Source organism: Methylacidimicrobium sp. B4, assembly GCF_017310545.1.
GTDB lineage: Bacteria > Verrucomicrobiota > Verrucomicrobiia > Methylacidiphilales > Methylacidiphilaceae > Methylacidimicrobium.
Window position 1 is genome coordinate 1854016 of sequence record NZ_CP066203.1, and the last position, 19683, is coordinate 1873698.

20 protein-coding genes are annotated in these 19683 nt (G+C 63.6%); 10 read left to right on the forward strand and 10 right to left on the reverse strand.

The genetic code is table 11. From position 1 onward, the window contains the following. Positions 1–17 precede the first annotated feature (17 nt). Together galE and MacB4_RS08780 are read left to right on the forward strand one after the other, a co-directional pair. Positions 18–1028, forward strand: coding sequence for a UDP-glucose 4-epimerase GalE (gene galE, locus MacB4_RS08775; protein WP_206863475.1), 1011 nt, complete (start codon positions 18–20; stop codon positions 1026–1028). A 322-nt stretch (positions 1029–1350) separates the two neighbouring features. Then, positions 1351–2439 (forward strand): serine protease, encoded by a 1089-nt coding sequence (locus MacB4_RS08780; protein ID WP_206863476.1) that lies wholly within the window; start codon positions 1351–1353, stop codon positions 2437–2439. On the opposite strand, the gene rbfA is transcribed toward MacB4_RS08780, so the two are convergent. The 3 genes from rbfA to nusA all read right to left on the reverse strand — a co-directional run bounded on the left by rbfA (position 2436) and on the right by nusA (position 6143). Further along, positions 2436–2813: a 30S ribosome-binding factor RbfA gene (gene rbfA, locus MacB4_RS08785; RefSeq protein WP_206863477.1), complete on the reverse strand. Its 378-nt coding sequence runs from the start codon at positions 2811–2813 to the stop codon at positions 2436–2438. The two genes, MacB4_RS08780 and rbfA, sit on opposite strands and share 4 nt — an antisense overlap. Positions 2814–2948: 135 nt before the next feature. Then, entirely contained in the window at positions 2949–4868 is a 1920-nt protein-coding gene (gene infB / locus MacB4_RS08790) for a translation initiation factor IF-2 (protein WP_206863478.1), read from the reverse strand. Positions 4869–4889: 21 nt separating this feature from the next. Beyond that, positions 4890–6143 carry a transcription termination factor NusA gene (nusA, locus tag MacB4_RS08795; protein WP_206863479.1) on the reverse strand — a complete coding sequence of 418 codons (1254 nt, stop codon included), beginning with the start codon at positions 6141–6143 and terminating at the stop codon, positions 4890–4892. 180 nt (positions 6144–6323) lie between these two features. Between nusA and MacB4_RS08800 the strand changes: the two genes are divergently transcribed. The 3 genes from MacB4_RS08800 to lpxB are packed head-to-tail and all read left to right on the forward strand — an operon-like array spanning position 6324 to position 9363. Next, complete coding sequence (locus MacB4_RS08800; protein WP_206863480.1) at positions 6324–7169, forward strand: LpxI family protein; 846 nt, start codon at positions 6324–6326, stop codon at positions 7167–7169. Continuing rightward, on the forward strand, positions 7166–8098 hold the full coding sequence (locus MacB4_RS08805; RefSeq protein ID WP_370569352.1) for a Gfo/Idh/MocA family oxidoreductase: 933 nt from the start codon (positions 7166–7168) through the stop codon (positions 8096–8098). The genes MacB4_RS08800 and MacB4_RS08805 overlap by 4 nt, the downstream gene beginning before the upstream one ends. Next, on the forward strand, positions 8095–9363 hold the full coding sequence (gene lpxB, locus MacB4_RS08810; RefSeq protein ID WP_206863481.1) for a lipid-A-disaccharide synthase: 1269 nt from the start codon (positions 8095–8097) through the stop codon (positions 9361–9363). The genes MacB4_RS08805 and lpxB overlap by 4 nt, the downstream gene beginning before the upstream one ends. A 57-nt stretch (positions 9364–9420) precedes the next feature. Here lpxB and MacB4_RS08815 read toward each other — a convergent pair whose 3' ends face one another. After that, a complete protein-coding gene (locus tag MacB4_RS08815) occupies positions 9421–10416 on the reverse strand; it encodes a hypothetical protein (protein ID WP_206863482.1) in 996 nt (331 codons plus the stop codon). 406 nt (positions 10417–10822) lie between these two features. On the opposite strand from MacB4_RS08815, the gene MacB4_RS08820 reads away from it, so the two are divergent. Genes MacB4_RS08820 through MacB4_RS08835 form a run of 4 tightly spaced genes read left to right on the forward strand, consistent with a single transcriptional unit; the run spans position 10823 to position 14038 of the window. Next, positions 10823–11428 carry an RNA polymerase sigma factor gene (locus tag MacB4_RS08820; protein ID WP_206863483.1) on the forward strand — a complete coding sequence of 202 codons (606 nt, stop codon included), beginning with the start codon at positions 10823–10825 and terminating at the stop codon, positions 11426–11428. Positions 11429–11466: 38 nt separating this feature from the next. Further along, the gene (locus tag MacB4_RS08825; RefSeq protein WP_206863484.1) at positions 11467–11988 is read left to right on the forward strand and encodes a hypothetical protein; all 522 of its coding nucleotides are present in this window, start codon (positions 11467–11469) and stop codon (positions 11986–11988) included. Continuing rightward, positions 11966–13039 carry a S1C family serine protease gene (locus MacB4_RS08830; RefSeq protein WP_206863485.1) on the forward strand — a complete coding sequence of 358 codons (1074 nt, stop codon included), beginning with the start codon at positions 11966–11968 and terminating at the stop codon, positions 13037–13039. The genes MacB4_RS08825 and MacB4_RS08830 overlap by 23 nt, the downstream gene beginning before the upstream one ends. Before the next feature lie 57 nt (positions 13040–13096). Further along, entirely contained in the window at positions 13097–14038 is a 942-nt protein-coding gene (locus MacB4_RS08835; protein WP_206863486.1) for a hypothetical protein, read from the forward strand. On the opposite strand, the gene rpsU is transcribed toward MacB4_RS08835, so the two are convergent. From rpsU to MacB4_RS08850, 3 genes are all read right to left on the reverse strand, one after another. Then, positions 14013–14207 (reverse strand): 30S ribosomal protein S21, encoded by a 195-nt coding sequence (gene rpsU, locus MacB4_RS08840; protein ID WP_026195642.1) that lies wholly within the window; start codon positions 14205–14207, stop codon positions 14013–14015. The two genes, MacB4_RS08835 and rpsU, sit on opposite strands and share 26 nt — an antisense overlap. A gap of 70 nt (positions 14208–14277) precedes the next feature. Continuing rightward, the gene (locus tag MacB4_RS08845) at positions 14278–15267 is read right to left on the reverse strand and encodes a zinc-dependent alcohol dehydrogenase family protein (protein WP_206863487.1); all 990 of its coding nucleotides are present in this window, start codon (positions 15265–15267) and stop codon (positions 14278–14280) included. Next, the gene (locus MacB4_RS08850) at positions 15264–15482 is read right to left on the reverse strand and encodes a hypothetical protein (RefSeq protein ID WP_206863488.1); all 219 of its coding nucleotides are present in this window, start codon (positions 15480–15482) and stop codon (positions 15264–15266) included. Before MacB4_RS08850 ends, MacB4_RS08845 begins: the two co-directional genes overlap by 4 nt. On the opposite strand from MacB4_RS08850, the gene MacB4_RS08855 reads away from it, so the two are divergent. After that, positions 15481–15936, forward strand: coding sequence for a host attachment protein (locus MacB4_RS08855; RefSeq protein ID WP_206863489.1), 456 nt, complete (start codon positions 15481–15483; stop codon positions 15934–15936). The two genes, MacB4_RS08850 and MacB4_RS08855, sit on opposite strands and share 2 nt — an antisense overlap. Here MacB4_RS08855 and MacB4_RS08860 read toward each other — a convergent pair. From MacB4_RS08860 to MacB4_RS08870, 3 genes are all read right to left on the reverse strand, one after another. Further along, positions 15869–17824, reverse strand: coding sequence for a pyruvate kinase (locus tag MacB4_RS08860; protein ID WP_206863490.1), 1956 nt, complete (start codon positions 17822–17824; stop codon positions 15869–15871). The genes MacB4_RS08855 and MacB4_RS08860 overlap by 68 nt on opposite strands. Next, positions 17821–18507: a deoxyribose-phosphate aldolase gene (deoC, locus tag MacB4_RS08865; RefSeq protein ID WP_206863491.1), complete on the reverse strand. Its 687-nt coding sequence runs from the start codon at positions 18505–18507 to the stop codon at positions 17821–17823. Before deoC ends, MacB4_RS08860 begins: the two co-directional genes overlap by 4 nt. Before the next feature lie 73 nt (positions 18508–18580). Then, complete coding sequence (locus MacB4_RS08870) at positions 18581–19663, reverse strand: hypothetical protein (RefSeq protein WP_206863492.1); 1083 nt, start codon at positions 19661–19663, stop codon at positions 18581–18583. Between the last annotated feature and the right edge of the window lie 20 nt (positions 19664–19683).

Below are 19683 nucleotides of genomic sequence, written 5' to 3' on the forward strand. Positions count from 1 at the left end.
TCTTTCCACTCGTCCCGATGAAGATCCTGGTGACCGGTGGGGCGGGGTATGTGGGAAGCGTCTGCGTGGAGTTTCTCCTGGAGGCAGGCATTTCCGTAGTGGTCGTTGACAATCTCTCCGAAGGACACCGGGCGGCGGTGGACGAACGGGCCACCTTCCATCGGCTCGATTTGAGCGACCGCGAGGGGATTCTGGCCTTATTCCGAGCCGAGAGGCCCGATTCGGTCATCCATTTTGCGGCCAACGCCCTGGTCGCCGAGTCGATGCGGGATCCTTCGGCCTACTTCCGCAACAATGCGTTCTATGGGATCCATCTGCTCGACGCCATGGTGGCAACGGGAGTGCGCAAGATCGTCTTTTCCTCCACTTGCGCCGTCTACGGGCTCCCGCTCAAGATTCCGATCGAGGAGCGGGGAGAGGCGAAGCCGATCAATCCCTACGGCGAGTCGAAGCTCTGCTTCGAAAGGATCTTGCGCTGGTATGCGGAGATCCACGGGATCGTTCCGCTGATTCTGCGCTACTTCAATGCCGCCGGAGCTTCGGACCGGTATGGGGAAGACCATGAGCAAGAAACCCATCTGATTCCCAACGTATTGCGGGTGGCGTTGGGAAAGCGCAGGACGGTAGAGGTCTACGGGGACGGATTTGCCACCCCTGATGGCACGGCGATCCGGGATTACGTCCACGTGCGCGACCTGGCGGCAGCCCATCTGGCTGTGCTGCGGCGAGAGCAACCCAGCCTCTACAACGTGGGGACCGGAGAGGGGTGGTCGGTCCTGCAAGTCGTCGAGATGGCGCGCAAGATCACCGGAGCCCCGATCCCCTACGACGTCCGGCCAGCTCGTCCGGGGGATCCACCGCGCCTTGTGGCGAACGTTCACAAGATCCACCAGGAGCTCTCGTGGAAGCCGGAACGCTCGCGGCTTTCCGAAATCATCGAGAGCGCCTGGCGGTGGCATCGGGCACATCCCGACGGATATCCGGAAGACCCAGCGGAAGCGGAGAGGCAGAGAGGAAGGGCCACATAGCGGAATTCCGCGCCGGGCCGCTTTCGTGCACCCAAAACGGAGGGATTGGTACCCAACCGGGCACCGACTCCGCAGGGCGGAGCTGCTCTTTTCCCTTGTGGAGCAAGCAATAGCGCGGTACATCGAGAAAATGGGCGGTGATCGCCGGGAGATGCGGGAGCGCCGAGCTCAGAGAGTTCCGGCTCGGTTTGCGGGCTGCGGGCTCCCGGAACGGCCGCGGCGGTGGGCCACAGGCTTTTCCCCAGCACCGCTGGCTACTGCGGGCTTCTCGGACGAACCGAGAGGGATCGCCGGAAGAATATGGCGCCATGCCCGTGCGGCCGTGGTGCTCGTAGCGGTGGTGCTTCCCGTGACGGGAAGGGCGGACGGGATTCGCCTCGACCGCGACAATCCGGCGAGTGAGGCGATCGTTCAGGTGGTCGCCTATCAAGGCATCGGCAACGGCATCGTTCGGGTGACCGGAACCGGGTTTTTCGTCAACCCCCATGGTCAGCTGATCACCAATCGACATCTCCTGTCTCGGGCGGTCTTCTGTGCGGTCCTGGGACCCGGGACGGAGCCGCTCCGCGTCGACCGGGTCTTGGCGGAGGCGGGAGATCTGGTCCTGGTGCAAGTCGACCTTCCGACCGGGGCAAAGGCCGAAGCCCTCCAGCTGAGAAAGACCCCCCCCATTCGGGGGGAGGCGATTCGGATCGAAGGCTATCCTCTGGGTGTGGGTCTTGCCTCCGCGTCCGGGCGGGTGGTTGGATTTCGGCATAAACCCTATCACGGAGCTCTTTCCTTCGAGGTGGACGCGCCAACCTTTTCCGGGAATAGCGGAGGCCCCGTTGTCGATGAAGTGGGACGAGTCGTCGGAGTGACGACCTTTCGTTCCCTCCAGGGAACGAACCGGCTCGCCGGGGCGCTCTGCCCCCGCGTCCTGATGGATGAGAGTCGCATCGTCGACCTCCCCTTCCCGGTCTGGTCTCGGCGAACCGGAAACGGAAGGGGAGCGGTCGGCCCAGCCGCCAATGGATGGAGGGCGCTGCAGTGCGGAGACCTCCAGTCGGCGCGCCTTTTTTTTCGAACCGCCCTCCGCAGTCAAACCAGAGGGGCATTGCTGCACCAAGGCCTTGCCGAAGCCCTGCTGGAAAGCGGACGGCCCCAGGAAGCCGCCTTGTCTCTCTCCGCCGCGATCGAGGAGAGACCGAAGGATTTTCTCGCTCGCCTTCGGCTCGCCGCCGTCTACCGTCGGCTGGGAAAACCGGAGTTGGCGGCACTCGAGGAAGCGGCCGGCCGAAGAATCGAAGGGTCGATCTTCTCTCGGATCGAAACCGAGGTGGCCGCCCGGGAGCAGACCGGCCTTCCCGGACTTTGGGAAAAAGCACGCTTCATTCTCCAGCGGCCAGTCGAATCGGGAGAGCTGCGTTAGCTTTCCGGAGCCGGCGGTTTCTCCCCCTCTTCGCCCTCGCTCTCGATTTCCTGGAGAATGCGCAGGATGCGATCCCCTCGTTCCAGGGAGTCGTCGAGGCGAAAGGTCAGCTGGGGTGTAAACTTGGACTGGAGCTTCTTGCCGAGCCGATGCTGCCACTCCCTGCGGTGGCGATGGAGGAGAGAGAGCAGCTCTTCGTTCCGCAGGGGAGACTGCCATGCGCTGACGAAGACGAAAGCCTCTTTCAGATCCGGAGTCGTTTCGACCGCAGCAATGGTCAGCAGCAAGCCTTCGAGTGAGACTTCCCTGCGAAAGTATTCCGAAAGTTCCTTTCGGATGACTTCTGACACCCGGACGGTTCGATGTGTACCCATGATAGCGGCTCCGAAGGATTTCTGCAGGAGAGGACAGGGCAGGTCGTGAGCCGGGACCCGGATCCGTCCCGGTGGGGAACAGAACAGGAGCTCAACCGGCGGGATGCAGCGTGGCCCAGGAGCGAGGCGTGACCATCAGAGGCTTTGGGGAACTCGCTCCAGCTGATAGCACTGGATGGTGTCGTTCGGCTCGTAATCATCGAAATTCCCCAGGCGCATGCCGCACTCGAGTCCCGCCCGGACCTCCGGGACCTCGTCCTGAAAGCGTTTGAGGGTTTGGATGCTCCCATCGTAAATCGGCTGCTTGCCGCGGAGCACCCGGGCCTGACCCTTACGGACCATTCTGCCCGACTGTACCAGGACACCCGCAACCGAAAATTTATTGAGCTCAAACACCTTCTTGACGAGCGCCGTACCGAGCACCGTTTCACGGAGCTCCGGTTCGAGCAGTCCCGCCATGGCGTCCCGGACTTGGTCGACGAGCTCGTAAATAATGCTGAAGAGCTTGATCTGGACCCCTTCCCGCTTGGCGGCGGCCGCGGCGGAGCTATCGGTCTTGACGTTGAAGCCGATCACGATCCCCTCCGACGCCTTGGCCAGAAGAATATCTGACTCGGTTACCGGGCCAGCTGCGGAATGAATGATCGATAGCTCCACCTTGTTGCTGGGAATCTTTTGGAGTTGGCCGATCAGGGCTTCGATCGATCCCTGAGTGTCCCCCTTGAGCACCAAGTGCAGCGTCTTGCGCTGACCCTCGGCGATCGCCGCGAAGAGATTTTCCAACGTGATCTTCGGACCGTCTTCCTGCCGGGGACGCTTGAGCGCTGCGAGCCGTTCTTCTGCGGTCTGCCTCGCCTTGCGCTCGTCGCTCTCTACGATCAGCTCTTCTCCCGGCGAAGGGAGGCCGCTCAAGCCGAGGACCTTGACAGGGGTGGATGGCATCGCCTCCCGCACCGTCTTCCCCAGATCGTTGATGAGCGCCCGGATCCGTCCCCAATACGGCCCGCACACCGCGATGTCTCCCGCATGCAGGATCCCTTTCTGAACCAGGACGGTCGCCGTCGGTCCTCGCCCCGTCTCCATCTGTGCCTCGATTACCCGGCCGACCGCCGGACCATGAAAGGGAGCATGCAGCTCGAGAACCTCCGCCTGGAGAAGGATCATCTCGAGAAGATGATCGATCCCTTTCCCTTTCAGCGCGGAGACTTCGCAGAAGATGGTCTCTCCGCCAAACTCTTCCGGGACCAATCCGCGTTCCTGGAGCTGAGTCTTCACTCGGAGCGGGTTCGCTCCCGGAGCATCGATCTTGTTGATGGCGACCAGGATCGGAACTCCCGCCGCCCGGGCATGATCGATGGCCTCCATCGTCTGCGGCATGGCACCGTCGTCGGCCGCAACGACGAGCACGACCAGGTCGGTGATCGAAGCTCCCCGAGCCCTCATTGCGGTAAACGCTTCGTGGCCGGGGGTGTCGATGAAGGTGATCGATTTGCCGCCGCGGCTGATCGTATAGGCTCCAATGTGCTGGGTGATCCCTCCGGCCTCCCCCGCGGCAACCCGGGTGTGCCGGATCGCATCCAGCAAGGTGGTTTTTCCGTGATCGACATGACCGAGAAAGGCTACGACGGGACAGCGAGCCTGCAACTCGGGCTTTACCTCCCGGGCGGGCGGCGGTTCTTCGATCACCTTGGGGGGCGGCGGCGGGGGTCCGTGACGCTCCTTGCGCTCCGTCTGCACCTCGAAGCCCATGCGGTTCGAAACCTTTCGGGCGACATCCTCGTCCAACAGCTGGGTCAGGGTAGGGAAGATGTTCATCTCCATGAGATGATGAATCAATTGGAAGGGCTTGATTTCCAGAAGGCCCGCCAGCTCCTTGACCGCAATCGGCCCCCGAAGGGAAATCGTTTTCTGGGCAGGGGGTGCGGAGCCCTCTTCGGGCTCCGGTGGCGGGGCAACTGGCTTGGGAGGTGCTTCCGTCAGAGCAGCGTGCCCTGCGGAGATGGTGCGATCGTCCCTCTGCTCCGGAGGCGACAGGGTCTGCTTGGTCTTGGGCATGAAAAACTCGGGTGGCTGAACTTAAGAAGCTTTCGCGCAATGCCGTGCGTTTTCGCGCAATTGCTTAACGGCGATCAGGTCTAATTCGGGAAGCACCGAGGCGAGATCGGTCTCCTCGCTTTCGGCTACGGCAGACGGGCTCAAGAAGCCCGCTCGTACGATCTGCTCGGCCGTGGACGGATCGACCGAGAGGGCGCTCGCCATCTCCTCGGTCGCTCGCGCCAGCTTTTGCGCAAAGTTTTCCTCCGCTGACTGTTCTCGGACAACGTCGATTTCCCATCCAGTGATCTTGCTCGCCAGCCAGGCGTTCTTCCCTTTTCGACCCAGGGCGATGGAATAGTTCTCCTCATCGACCACGACCTTCACGCGCTTGCCCGCCTCATTGAGCTCGACGCTCTTGATGCGAGCGGGCTTGAGGGCTTCAACGGCCAACTCGGCCACGTCGGAGGACCAGCGAAAGAGGTCGATCTTTTCGATGTGGAGCTCGCGCACGATGTTCTTGACCCGGGCCCCTCGCACCCCCACGCAGGCTCCGACGGGATCGATCTTGGGATTGGCGCTCCAGACGGCGATCTTCGTTCGAAAGCCGGGCTCCCTGGCCATGGCCTTGATCTCCACCGTGTGGTCGGCCACCTCGCTCACTTCCAGCTCGAGGAGCTTCCGGACAAAATTGGGATGGCTGCGGGAGAGGAGGATTTGCGGGCCATGGGAGGTATTATCCACGGCGAGCACGTAGGCGCGGATCCGGTCCCCGACAACATACTCCTCGCCGGGCACCCGCTCGCGAGCCTGCATCACGCCTTCGTAGCGGCCGAGGTCGAGAATCACGTCCGATCGATCGAAACGCCGGACGGTTCCCATGACGATGTGATCGACGCGGTCCTTGAACTCGGCGAGCACCATCTCGCGCTCGATCGAGCGGAGGGCCTGATTGATCGTCTGCTTGAAGACCTGTGCGGCGATGCGACCGAAGTCCTTGGGGGTTACCTCGACATCGATCAGCTGCCCGAGCTGCGCGGTCGGGTCGATCTCCTTGGCCCGCTTCAAGGAAACTTGGCCCCGCGGATCCTCCACTTTGTCCACCACCTCGAGATTCGCTCGTGCCGTGATCTTGCCAGTCTTCGGGTGGATTTCTACCCGCAAGTCGCGTGCGGGCCCGATGCTCTTTCGGGCCGCGGCAAGCAGGGCCGATTGCATGGCTTCCAGAAAGGCTTCGCGATGAATGCCCTTCTCCCTTGCCATGTATTCGATGATGGCCAAGACTTCTTGATTCATGACGGTCTCCGGCGATACTTCCAAAGAAAAAAAGTGGAAACTCTGCAAGTTTCCACCTTTTCTTTGCAGCAGAATCGCCTTGCCAAAAAAGTTACGAACGGTTCTTCCAACGGTCAAGGTTTGAATTGCTCCGGGTTGCTCCGGAGCGGCGCGGGACGAGAAAAGCGGAGGCAAAGTCTCATGCACGGCCACGAGGGCGACCAAACGGATGGCTTGGGGTTGATCGCCGGTCGCGGAGTCTATCCGGTTTTAGTGGCTCGGGCCGCGCGCCGTGCCGGAGTCGATGGGCTCAGCACGGTCGCCTTCGTCGGGGAGACCGATCCGGAGATCGAGAAGCTCAGCCGTCGGGTCGAGTGGCTCCGCGTCGGGCAGCTGGGGAGCCTGCTCCGCTTCTTTCGTCGTAGCGGCGTCTCCCGGGCCGTCATGGCGGGGGCGGTCGCCCCCTCCCATCTTTTCGACTTGCGGCCCGATCTGAAAGCTCTTTTGCTCCTGGCCCGCCTCAAGGTCAGAAACGCCGCCACCATCTTCGGGGCGATTGCAGAGGAGCTGCGGGGGGTCGGGGTCCTGCTTCTGCCGGCGACGACCTATCTGGAGGAGGAGCTGGCTCCCGCCGGCCATTTCGGTGGGCCGCCTCTTCGTCCGCGACAAAAGGAAGATGCCGAGTTCGGGTTTCGGATGGCGAAGGAGATTGCTCGGCTCGATATCGGACAATCCCTGGTGGTCAAGCAGGGCACGGTGCTGGCCGTGGAGGCGTTCGAGGGCACCGACAAGACCCTGGAGCGCGGGGGCGGCCTCGGGCGCGGCAAGGCCGTTTTAATCAAGGTGAGCAAGCCGGACCAGGACTTTCGATTCGACGTGCCGGTGATCGGACGACAGACGATCGAGATGGCCAGCAAGTCGGGGGTGGCGCTCATCGTCTGCGAGGCGGGAAAGACGCTGATCCTGGAGAAGGAGACGGTCGTCCAGCTCGCCCAGGAGCTGGGAATTTCTCTTTACGGAATGCAGGAGGATGGAGAAAACGCATGATGCAGCCTATTGAGATTGGGGTGATCGGGGTCGGCCATATCGGTCGGCACCACGCCCGTATCTGTTCGGAGCTTCCTCAAACCAAGCTGGTCGGCGTCTTCGATGTCGATGCCCAGCGCTGCCGAGAAGTAGCAGAGCTCTATCGAACGGAGCGGTTTCGTTCTGTAGAGGAGCTTGCCGCGAGCTCTCAGGCGGTGACGATCGCAACCCCCACCGGAACGCACTTCCCGGTTGCCGCGGTGTGCCTGGAGATGGGCTGCCATGTGCTCGTCGAGAAGCCGATCGCGGATCAAGTGGAGCATGCGCGGAGGTTGGTCCTTCTGGCACGCGAGAAGGGCCTGCTGCTGCAGGTAGGCCACGTGGAACGGTTCAACCCCGCCTTCCAGGCCATGGAGCCGCTTCTTCGCGCTCCCCGGTTCATCGAGGCGCACCGCCTCTGTCCCTATCCTGGGAGGAATACCGAGATCGGCGTCGTCTTCGACCTGATGATTCACGACCTGGAGATCGTCCTCCATCTGGTTCGGGCGCCGGTGGCCTCGATCGACGCGGTTGGGGTGGCCGTCCTGAGCCCGACCGAGGATATCGCCAACGCGCGCCTCCGATTCGCCGGGGGAGCGGTTGCGAATTTGACCTGCAGTCGGATCAGCCCGGAAAAGATGCGGAAGATCCGCATCTTTCAGGATGACGCCTACCTCTCCCTCAACTACGGGGAGCAGTGTGGGGAGATCTATCGCAAGAAGGACGGGAGGATCGAACGGGAGCCGATCCCGATCGAAAGGGATGAGCCTCTTCGGCTCCAGATCGCCTCGTTCATCGACTGTGTCCGTTCCCAGATGACACCCCTCGTGGATGGAGGAAAGGGGGTTGCGGCCCTGGACCTGGCGATGCAGATTTCGGATCGGATCGGTGAGGGAATGACGTCTCCATGACGAGGTCGTACCGCAGGAGAAAGTTCTATCTGGTTGCCGGCGAGCCGAGCGGCGATACCCTGGGAGCGCTTTTGATCGAAGCGCTCCGGCGGCAAGAGCCGGGAGTGATTTGCCGCGGCGCCGGAGGGCCCAAGATGGCGGCTGCGGGTCAACGGCAGAGTGTTGACCTCACGAAGCATGCGGTCGTCGGCCTCGTGGAGGTGTTGCGCCACTACCCGGACCTGCGGAAGATCTTCCGTCGCCTGATCCGGGAAATCGAGGCCGCTCGGCCTGACGCGGTGGTGCTGATCGACTACCCCGGTTTCAACCTGCGGCTGGCTGGGGCGCTGCGCCGCCGTTTTCCCTCGGTGAAGCTGATCTATTACGTGAGCCCCCAGGTATGGGCCTGGAAGTCCGGGCGCGCCGAGCTTTTGTCGGAATCCGTCGATGAGCTCCTCGTCCTCTTCCCGTTCGAAAAGGAGTGGTATGTCCATCGGGGGAGCCCGCTCGCTGTATCCTGGGTGGGGCATCCGCTCTGGGACCGCCTCCTGGACAACGAGACGGAGGAGCGGAACTCGGGCCGGATGACGGTCGCGCTCCTGCCCGGGAGCCGGGAAAGCGAAATTGCGCGTCATCTGCCGCTGCTTCTGGAAGCGGCTGCGGAGATGGAACGGCAACGGGATGACTTGGATTTTCTCTGGATTACCCCCGATGCGCGCCGAGAGGCTTGCGTCCGCGAGGCCTTGGGTCTCTACAGGCCGAGCGGCACGGTCCGCCTTCGCGTCGGTTACGCTCTTTCCCATCTGGCCCGATGCGATCTGGCGCTCCTCTGCTCCGGGTCGGCTTCGCTCGAATGCGCGGCAGTAGGCACCCCGCAGCTCCTCGTCTACAAGGCCAACCCCATTACCTACAGCGTAGCCAAGCGGGTGGTCCAGGTCCGCTTCTTGAGCATGGTCAACCTGTTGGCCGACCGGCAGATCGTCCCGGAGCTCGTCCACGAAAGAGTGACGCCGGGTGCCATCGCCGAAGCGGCGCTGCAGCTGTTGGCCAAGCCCGACGAGCGCGATCGCATGATTCGGGCGATGCAAGAGACCCTGCGGCCGATCGCCGCCCCGGGGGCGAGCGCCCGGGCCGCGGCCCGCGTTTTGGCGATAGCCGCCCGCCCGAGCAAGATGCGGAAGGCGGAGCTGCCGGGAATCGGCAGGCGCACGCTGGCGAAAAACGCTCCTGCGGTGCCCGAAGCATCCCCAGCGGGCACCTGCGCTTCGGAAGGTCGGCCGAACTAGGCGGGACGTCTTCTCCGCTGCCCGAAGCCTGGTCTTGGGCCTTCCCCCGGGGAAGGCTCACTTCCCTTTCGCGGTGGGCAAGCGCAAGAGCAGCTCGGGCGGGTCGGCTCGCTGAGCCTGCAGGATCCCGCTGTAAAAGAGGCGAAAGACATAGCCATAGAAGCGCTGGTGCGGGACGGGATGATCGAGGCGATAGGTCACCCGGAGAACCTCGGCGCGATTGCCTCCCCAGCGCGGAAAGGCATTCTCGAATCCGGCGGTCACCTCGGCATTGGTCGGCACGATGATGCCCGCGTCGATCTGATCATAAGCGTAAAACTGATAGCTGATTTGACCGAGCGCGATCTTCGTCCGGGAGTCGGCTCCGATGCGGAAGCGGAAGACCAGTTGCTGACCGAACGGGCTGCCGTTACCGCTGCTCCGTTCGACTCCGAGGAGCTGGAGGGGCGTTTTGGCCCGATGAAGAAAGGCCGTTTCGCTCGAGTCCATCCCTTCCGCTTGCGCCGCTTCCTCGAGGTGGCTGCGGGCTCTTTCGTAGGATGCCCCCGCGGCGGGTCCCATCGAAACGAGCCGACTCCAGTACTCCGTCGCCCGGGAAAGATTCTTCTCTTCCTCGGCTAGTTCGCCCTGCCATTCCAGGATGGCCGGATTTTGCGGATCGAGATCCTCCGCCCGGGAGAGGGCGGCACGCGTGAGCTCCCGGTCGCCCTCGTTCTTGAACCGCTTCGCTTCCTGAAGCAAAGCGGTGACCCGCTCTCGGTTGGTCAGCGCGGGAGGGGCCAGACGTCCTCCGGTCGGGCGTGGATCGAGCACGAGGGAGAGGGAATGCCCGTCGTAATGGGTCGATGGAACGGGAGGGCGGGGAGCGAGGAGCGATGGAATCGGCGGACCCTGTGCCGCATTCGCGGCGACCGCGGGGAACAGGAGAGCGGGCGCGTGCGTGTCACCCTTGATCCGGTGGCGGAGCCAGAATACCGAAAGGAGTGCCAGTCCTTGGACCGCCACGACGAGGGCGGCGAACCAGAGGGACCAAGCGTAGATCTTCGAGGCCACTCGCCCCGGCGGCATCGGCGCGCGTGGCGGAGGAGCAGAGGCTTGGGGCAGGGAAGGAGGTGGCGGAGGCGGAGGAATCGGAGGTGGCGTCTTCACGGGCCCCACGGCGGTCGTAAGAGCGGGAGCCTCCGGAGGGGCTGTTGGGCCTCGCGTGATCGGAGAGCTCGAAAAAGGAGAGCTCCCCGTTGGAGCCGGAAGGGGGGTGGCATCCCGGTTGCCGGCGAGAAGGAGGGGCAAACGCTTGGCCGCGGCCCGGAGCGCGGCGGCGTCGATCCTCTTGACCGCAGCAGGGGATGCCAAGCCGGGAGCCAACGAATCGATCGGGGCGGGCGCCGAGGCGAAGGAAGACGTTGATTCTCGATTCGGTGAGACTAAGCTATCTGCGTCAGCTCTTTTCTGATCTTGCATGGAAAAACCCACGCCGGATACTCCGATACGAGAGCCTACGGATCGCGAGCTCGTCCTCTCCTTGCAGAACGGGGATCTTGGCGCGTTCGACCAGCTTGTCAAGCGGTATCAAGCGCGCCTTTATCGCGTGATCTATGGCGTCCTGCTCCATCACGACGACACCAATGACGTTCTCATGGAAACGTTTGTGAAGGCGTACCGCAATATGGGCCGCTTTCGGATCGGAGCCTCCTTTTACACCTGGATTTACCGGATCGCAATCAATACAGCGATCAGCCACCGGCGAAAGTTCGCCCGCTTGCGGCTGGCCGGCGGCTCCTCCGGCGGTGGAGAAGACGAGGAAAGGACGCCCGAGGCGTTCGTGGACGAGTCGGCGGGAAAGGAAGCTCTGCGGAAGATCGAGCTTCAAGAGCTGCATCAGGAGCTCGAGCAAGCGCTCCAACAGTTGAGCGAGGCCCACCGGGCCGTCGTTACCCTCTTCGACATCGAAGGGTTGAGCCATGCCGAAATCGGCAAAATCGTGGGCTGCTCCGAAGGGACGGTTCGTTCCCGGCTCTTTTACGCCCATAAACGTTTGCGGGAGTTGCTGCGTAATTATGTTTGACGCCGTCGTCGCCGACGGAGCAAAGTTTGGAGTCAACGATGAAGGGACGGCAAGAGAGCGAGACGAAATTGAACGAGCAGTTGCGAATCTTTTTTGGTCATCGTCTGGCGGAGAAGGCGACCCCCGAATATTTCGAAGGAATGCTCGGGCAGGTGCATCGCCGGTTGCGTCAGGAGCTCGTTGGTCGGCCTCGCTGGTGGGATCGGCTTGCGGAACTGATCGCTCCCTCGCTCCCGGAGGTGCGCCCGCTGCTCGTTCGGTTGGCCCTCCCGGCAGTCCTTTTCGCCGCGGTTGTGGGCTTCGCTCTGCAGCACGAGCGCCTGACTCCAGCTGCACGGCAGGTGGCGCTTGCGACCTCGCCTTCGCCGGCTCATCTCGTCAGCACAGGTCCGGATCTGCTCTGGAACTTGAGAGGGGACGGGGAGCCGTCCATCGTCGCGCCGAGAGCGGCGTCGGGAGTCGGGGAGGAGAGGACAACCAAGGCAAAAGACCGGGAGAATGGAGGACGATCGTTCGTGAGTGTGCTTCCCGTCCGGTATGAAGCCAGCGTTGACTTTTAAGCTTTCCCTTAGCGCCGTTCTTCTCTTCTGGTCGAGCGCGATTTCCTGCTTGGCATGGCAGGAATCGGTCGCCACTCTCGGCTCGGAGGTGAGCCGGGTGTTCGGCAGCGCACGGAATGGCGCTGTCCGCGTCCGGGTACGGCACGACTCGACGGAGACGGTCGGTAGTGGCTTCTTCATCGATGCCACTGGCACGGTCGTCACCCTTTCGGATCTGGTCTCTCAAGGACAAGAAATTCGGGTGGAGTCGGAGAGCGGCGTGCTGCCCGCCGTTCTGGTCGGGCAGGATAGCCGCAGCGGGTTGGCCCTTCTGCGGACTCAATCGAGCCGCGCCACGCCCTTTCTCCGGTTTGCCTCGGGAACCGAGATGGCGCCGGGATCGTTTGTCGTGGGAGTGGGATACCCCTTCAATCTCTCGGCCTCCCCGATCGTGGGTGTCGTGCTGGGGGCGGACCGGCAGTTTCAGGACCGTCTCTTTTGCGTCTCCCACTTGCGCGTCGACATCACTGTCAGCCCGGGAGAGCTCGGAGCACCGCTCCTCAACCTGCAGGGCTTGGTTGTCGGGGTTGTTAGCATGGTTGTGAACGAGGGAAGATGGGCCTACGCGTTGCCCGGAAAGGCTGCGACGCGCGTGATCGGCGACATGCGGCAGTATGGGCGGGTCCGCTACGCATGGGCGGGGGTCGGCGTGGCTCGGGTCGGAGACGACCGGACGCAGAGCACGGTCATCGTTACCCGACTCTTTCCGAACTCGGCGGGGAAGGCGAGCGGACTGCAGGAAGGAGATCGCCTGGAGCGGATCAACGGGAAACCGGTCCACCGTCTGTCGGACGTGGTGGATGCCTCCTTTTATGCTCCGGTCGGCCAGCCGATCACCGTTGCCGTCTCCCGAAACGGGAAAATCAAGCGCTTCTCGCTGCTCGCCGACGAGCGGCCTCCAGACAATCCGGGAGGAGCCCCCGGCTCCCCCTCGGTCACGCTCGAAACGTCGTCGACGGAGCGCGCTCCCGGAGGACCCGTTGAGAAAACGATCGGAGCCGGTCCAAATTAGAGGCTGCGATCGGACGTTGCTTCTCCTTCGGATGCGCCCGATCGGAGGAACCTCGCGATGACGGACATGGAGAGCCAGAAGCCGGTCGTGATCCCGGTCGACGTTCCTAAGGCACGTCCGAGTGTGGTGCCCTACGGGGGGATCGGCGGCCTCCTTTTCTGGATCAGCGTCTCCGTCTTCCTCGGCATCAGCACCTTCCACTTCTACGACCATTTTACGGCTCGAGACCGCGAGGCACGCGCCCTGCAAGGGGACTCGGAGCTTCTGCGGAGCGAGAACCAGAAGCTGCGCTCGGTCGTCGACCAGCTACAAACCGAGCTCAGTCAAACGGGCAGCCTTCTGCGGCTCCAACAGGATCTCCTGGGACAGACCGCTGCGGTGAACGGAGCCGGGGAAGCGATCCAGGAGAAACCGCGCACGCGAACGCCCTCGGGGACCCTGGAACTTCGGACCCTGGAGGAGAGGCTGGACAAGGCGTTCGCCGCTCGAGTCCTCGCCAAGGAAGCCGCCATCCTCCCGCAGGAGAGCGGGGTCGTCATCGCCCTCGACTATCGCGTTCTCTTTCCTGGCCCAGGCCTCAAGATCGGAGCTCCCGGACAAGCGCTTCTTCACGAGGTGGCGGCCGGCTTGCAGCCGCTCTCGGGAGCCGTAGAAGTGCGGATCGTGGGCTTTGTCGACCCTACGCCAGCAGCCCCCCTGGCCCAGGCAGCCCCGGGCGCTCGCAAGAATCCCATGTCCAACTGGGGACTCTCCTCGTTGCGCTCGGCGGCCGTGGCCCGGGTCCTGGTGGACGGAGAGCATCTTGCCGCCGGTCGGGTCACAGCCTCCTGCCGTGGAGCCGAGAATCGCGCGGCGGCCGGAGTCGGGTCCAACCCCAACCCAGGGCTTTCCGCCCATCGATTGGAAATCGGGCTCTTCTTGACGGAGCACCCCCCGGGAGAGGGAGCAGGGGATGCGGGAGGATCGGCCGGCTCTAGCGAGCGCCAAGATGGAAGGTGAACACTTTCAGTCGAGCTTCCTTCGCCTTGCGCCGACGGCGGTCGGAAGGCTTCTCGAAGGAGCGTCGCGCTCGTACTTCGCGTAGAGTGCCTTCGCGGTCCAGCTTGCGCTTGAGCCGCCGCAGGGCCTTATCGATCGATTCACCTTTTTTTACTCGGACTTCGGTCATTTGCCTCCAGGGTCTGTTTACTCGTTGACGGGAAAGGGGCTCCCCTTTCCGGAAATTCGATCCGTCTGGTTCATCTGTCCGGGAATAGAACGGCCGCACCGGCAATTTGGCCCTCCCGGAGGGCATCGAGTGCCTCGTTCGCCCGCGAGAGCGGGTACGAGTGGATATGAGTACGAAAATGGACGCGGCGTGCCAAGGAAAAGAATTCTTCGCCGTCCTCCCGCGTCAGATTGGCTACGGAGCCGATCTCCCTCTCTTCCCAGAGCAGGCGGTAGGGGAAGGAGGGGATGTGGCTCATGTGGATTCCTGCGCAGACGACCTTCCCACCTCGATCGACGGCCCGCAGGGCGGCCGGGATGAGATCACCCACCGGGGCGAAGAGAATGGCCGCATCGAGGGGATCGGGGGGTGGCATCGTGGAGGCGCCCGTCCAGACCGCTCCCAGCTCCCGGGCCAGGGCTTGTGCTGCGGCATCGCCTGCGCGGGTGAAGGCATAGACCTCCTTGCCTTGGGCCACGGCGAGTTGGACGAGCAGATGCGCCGCCGCGCCGAATCCATAGAACCCGAGCCGGTGTGCCCCCTCCGCCTTCCGGTAGGATCGGTAGCCGATGAGCCCGGCGCATAGAAGGGGGGCGGCTTCCCCGTCCGCGTATCCCTCCGGCAGAGCAAAGACGAATCGCTCATCGGCCAGCAGATACTCCGCATAGCCGCCGTCGCGGGTGTAACCCGTAAATTCCGGATGTTCGCAGAGATTTTCCCGGCCAGTGCGGCAGAAACGGCACTCCCCACAGGTCTTGCCCAGCCAAGGGACTCCTACCCGCTCTCCTACGGAGAATCGCCGGGCCCCCGGACCCGACCGGACGACTGTCCCGACGACCTCATGACCGGGAATGAGCGGCCGCTTCGGCTGGGGCAGCTCTCCGTCGATGACGTGGAGGTCGGTCCGGCAGACGCCACAGGCCCGGACCCGGAGGAGCAGCTCTCCCTCCCCCGGTTCCGGCGTCGGCAGATCGCGCTCGACAAGACGGCTTCCCGGCCCGTCCCAAACCATGGCTTTCATCGATCGAAGAGATTCCGCTCCGCCAGGGAGCGGAGGGGAGAATCCAGGCTATCCCCTCGGGCACTCCCCGTCAATGGGATCTCCACTTCTGGTGTCTTGACGAGCGGAGCCAAAAGCCCATAGCCTAGGCGGAATTGGCTCGAAATCCGGTCCGGAAGAATCGGTCGGGAGCAGGAGGAACGAAACCAACGATTGGACCAGGCGGAAGATCTCATGCGGATAGACACGTTAATCACTGCGGACTTGGGGCGCCTGAAGGCATATCGGGTGTCGGTCGACGAGCTTTCCGGGAAGACCCATATTCAGATCCTCGCAGATCAACTCCTTCCGGAAGCGCACAAGAAGCTCGGCGATCTCGAGACCGACGAGCCGGGCCGTTATTCGGTTCGGACGGGAAAGGTTGCGCTCGGCCGTCCGGCTGGAGAGGAGCACAACCTTGCGCTGGAAATCCGCAAGCGGTTGCTCTGCCAGCTCGCCCGGGAGATCGAGTCGGTTCTTCATCGAGAGAGCGGTGAGGGCAAGCGCTGGGGCTTGGCCGCTGGCGCCGAAGTGCTCCCCCGGTTGCTCGAGAAGCTCTCCGCCTCAACCCGGGAAAGGCTCGTCAAGACGATTCCCGCCGACTTGACGAAGCTCGACAAGGACGAGGTTCTTGCCCGGTTTGCCGCGTAGCTCGGCGGGATCGCGCTTTCTGCGAATGAGCATGCTTGGCGGTTGGGCCGCTGCCTTCCTCGAAGAGATCGGCTAGATGCAGGTGGCGGAGCATCGAACGCTTCTTTGTCTGGTGCGCTGCCATCCGCTGCAAGACATCGTGCAGGAAGTACAGAGCCTCTTCGATGTGGGGCCCTTTGTTGAGCATCACGCACTCCGAGCGTTCGGCCATGGCCGCATCGGTGACTTCCGCCCGGGAGGGGAGCCCGGTTGTCGCGAGAGTTTCCAAGACTTGCGTCGCCCAGATCACGGGTAGATGGGCGGCTTCCGCCACCCAGAGGATCTCCTCCTGGACCTCCGCGAGTCGTTCGTAGCCGCATTCGACCGCCAGGTCGCCCCGGGCGATCATGACCCCGACCGAAGGGCTTTGCATCGCGGTAAGCAGAATTGCCGGGAGGGATTCGAACGCCTTCCGGGTTTCGATCTTGACCACGATCGGGAGCTCTTCTCCGCCAACTTGGCGGAGCGCTTCCTGCAGCGTCGCAACGTCGGCGGGACTGCGCACGAAGGAGAGCCCGATCCCATCGGCGTGCTCGAGGATCCAAGGAAGGAGAGAGCGATCCTTTGCGGAAAGGGGAGGGAGGGCGAGGTCGGTCTCGGGGAGATTGATTCCGCGGTTGGGTCCGAGCTTTTCCCCCTGCAGGCGCGCGCGGGTCGTTTCGACCACCACTCCCGTCGTCGTGGCGGAGCGGATGACCCCCCCGATACGCCCGTCGTCAAACCAGATGGTCTGGCCCTTGCGGAGGGAGCGCAAGGCCTCGGCCGGCTCCATTTCGATGGCCGGAAGCGGCCTCCTCCCCCTGGCGGCAGAGCCCTTGGAACCCGCAGGAATCAAGCGGATGCGGCTTCCCCGCCGAAGCAGCAGGAACGAGCTGGCGTCGCCGAGCGCGCGGGCAAAGGCGGCCCGCTGGTCCAGATGCTCAAGGCTGGGAGTCGGATCGAAAGGAACGAAGGCCGTCTCCTCCGACACCGTAGCGCCCTGGCGAGATTCCGCGAGCAACCCGTCTTGGACCCGCTCTACGATCCGGAGCGAACGGGGTCTGCCCAGGATGTCGAAAAAGAGAACTTCCTTTCCGGGAGCCAGCCGCTGCAGCCATTCCTCGGGGAAAAGCAGCGCCGCCGAGACTCCTTCGGGCGCGCGGCGGCCACTCCCCTCCGTCGCGAGCCAGATCCGAGCGGGCTCGATCAACCGTCCGAACCGATCGCTTGCGGGCTTCCAATGGCAGAAGCGCGGTCCATGGCGGATGCCTCCAGTCCTCAATTTCGGTCCCGCGAGGTCCATGATGATGCGGATCGTCCGACTCGCCTCCTGGGCCCCCCGCCGAAGGTTCTCCACCATCCGCAGCCAGACGGCCTCGCTATCGTGCGTGCAATTGATTCGCGCGATGTCCATCCCCGCCCCCAGAATCCGCCGGGTGAGCTCGGGATCGTGGGCCGTTTCGGTCGGCATCGTTACCATGATGGCCGAGCTTCGACCCGAGGGCTTGGGGCCCAGCAGAGCGACCGTGTGCGCCTGCAGGAGCTGGGCGCTCTCGAGTCGGGAGAGCGGAGCGGGATCGGCACGGATCAGGCGTGCGGGAAGCTCCTCCCCCAGGGCCCGCAAGACCGCCTGCAAGCTGAAGAGCACGCAAGCCTCCGCTCGGCCGAGCGAAGAGAGGCCCCGGTCGGCCAGCTCTTCTTGGAGCGGGCGCAAGTCGAAACGGCGAAGGGCCAGGTAGTGCACCAGGTTGCGTGCGCTCGCCCGGTGGTGGGGGTGGACCTTTTCGATCGAGCTCCGGAACCTTTCCTCCAGCGCCAGCGCGGCGTCTCCGATCTCGACAAGCTTCTGGACGACATTGGGTGCGTTCATCCCCGGTCCGGGTGCACGATCGCCACGCTCGAGGAGGTGCCCAGCCGTGTCGCTCCGGCGGCCAAGAGGGCGAGCGCCGTGGTCCGATCGCGAATCCCCCCCGAAGCCTTGATCTGTACCTCCGGGCCGACCAGCGAGCGCATCCGCGCGACCACTTCGGGGGTGGCGCCCCCAAAGCCGAAGCCGGTGGAGGTCTTGAGGAAGGCCGCCCCCCCTTGGGCGGCGCAGAGGCAGGCCGAGCGAATTTCCGTTTCCGAGAGCGCCCCGACTTCGAGGATGGCCTTGACCGGGCGAGCAGCCGCCGCCTCCACTACGGCGGCGACATGGGCTTCGACGCAGTCCCAGTCGCCGCTCTTGGCGGCGCCCAAGGGAATCACCATGTCGAGCTCGTCTGCCCCCTCCTGGACGGCGATCTCGGCGGCGGACGCCTTCATCCGGAGGCTTGACGCACCGTGCGGGAAGTCGATCACCGTGCAGAGGCGGGCCCCGCTTCCGCAGAGCAGGCGTCGTGCTTCCCCGAGCCAGAGAGGGTGGAGGCAGACCGCATAGAATCCATAGGTGGCGGCTTCCCGACAGAGCTGAGCGATCATGGCCGAGGTGGCATCGGGTCGCAGGAGAGTGTGGTCGATCCGGGAGGCGAGCTTCCGGCCCGTTTCGTCGAGGGGGGGAGCCACGGTGGTCATCGTCCCTCTCCTTGGGATGAGCGGGAGACCCACTTCCCGTGCTCGCCACAGACCGAGCCTTTCCCGGCCAGCCTCATCTTGCGGACTCCTTGCTGGCCGCGAAGCCAATCTCGCCCTGCACCTCGAGCCGTTCGGTGAATCTCGGGCGCTTTTCGACCTCCTCCAAATAGCGGAAGAACTCGTCGGCGGATTCGAAGAGGTGCCCCTTTTCCACGTAGGAGTCGGTGGTGAAGGGAGAGAACCCTCCCGGGAAGATCATGTAGCGGGCCTTCATGTAGTCCCGGGCATGACCGAGCTCATCCATCATGCCTGCGGAAAGGGGCGGGCGCTCCGGATAGGGGTGGATCGCAACGACAGCATGGACCTTGCCCACATACCAGTGCAGGTCGCGGTGGACGGTATAGGCGTAGATGACCTCGCGATCGATGGGAGAGTCGAACTCGCGGGCGATCTCGACCGTTTGCGGATCGATGACGACCGCGTACTCCCGCAGACGGTGGATCACGTCGTCGACTGTGCGCCGCATCGCCGACTCGGCATGCGTCATCGAGTAACTGACGTAGACCACCCACGGCTTGGGATAGCGGACCAGCTTGTAGAGGGCATCCGCCGGTTCGTTGACGGCGAGGACGTAATGGGGGATCCCCATATACCGTGCCCAATCCTCGGAGAGCGAAACCTCCTCGTTCATCCAGGAAAGAATCTCGTAGATCGTGTGGTGGCGTTCCTTGAGGGTCCGGAGGAAGCGATCGGGTGGATCGCAAGACTCCAGCTCCTTCTTGATGACCCACTCTGCTTCGATCAAGGTCACGACCGCATCCGGGGCGATGAAATCCCGGAGGATCCGCTGGTCCTTGAACTTCCGGTTGATCCGGTTCCATTCGATGGTCGCGGGCAGGCGCACGATCACATCGGGGTATCCATGCTTGGCGATCTCGTAGCCGATCTTCTCATACTCCCGCTCGCGAGTGAGCTCGAAGACGTAGTCGGTCGTCCCCAAGAGACGTTCCAGCGGCTTTTTCCCATGCTTGGTGAACTCGCCCACCGCATCGAAGAGCCGGATCTCCTTACCATTCTCCTTCCCGAGGGCGACGACCTTTTGCAAATAGGCGGCGTCGCTCATCCCGGCCACCATGCCTGTCACCAAGACCTTCATGATCCAATTCTCTCAAAAGA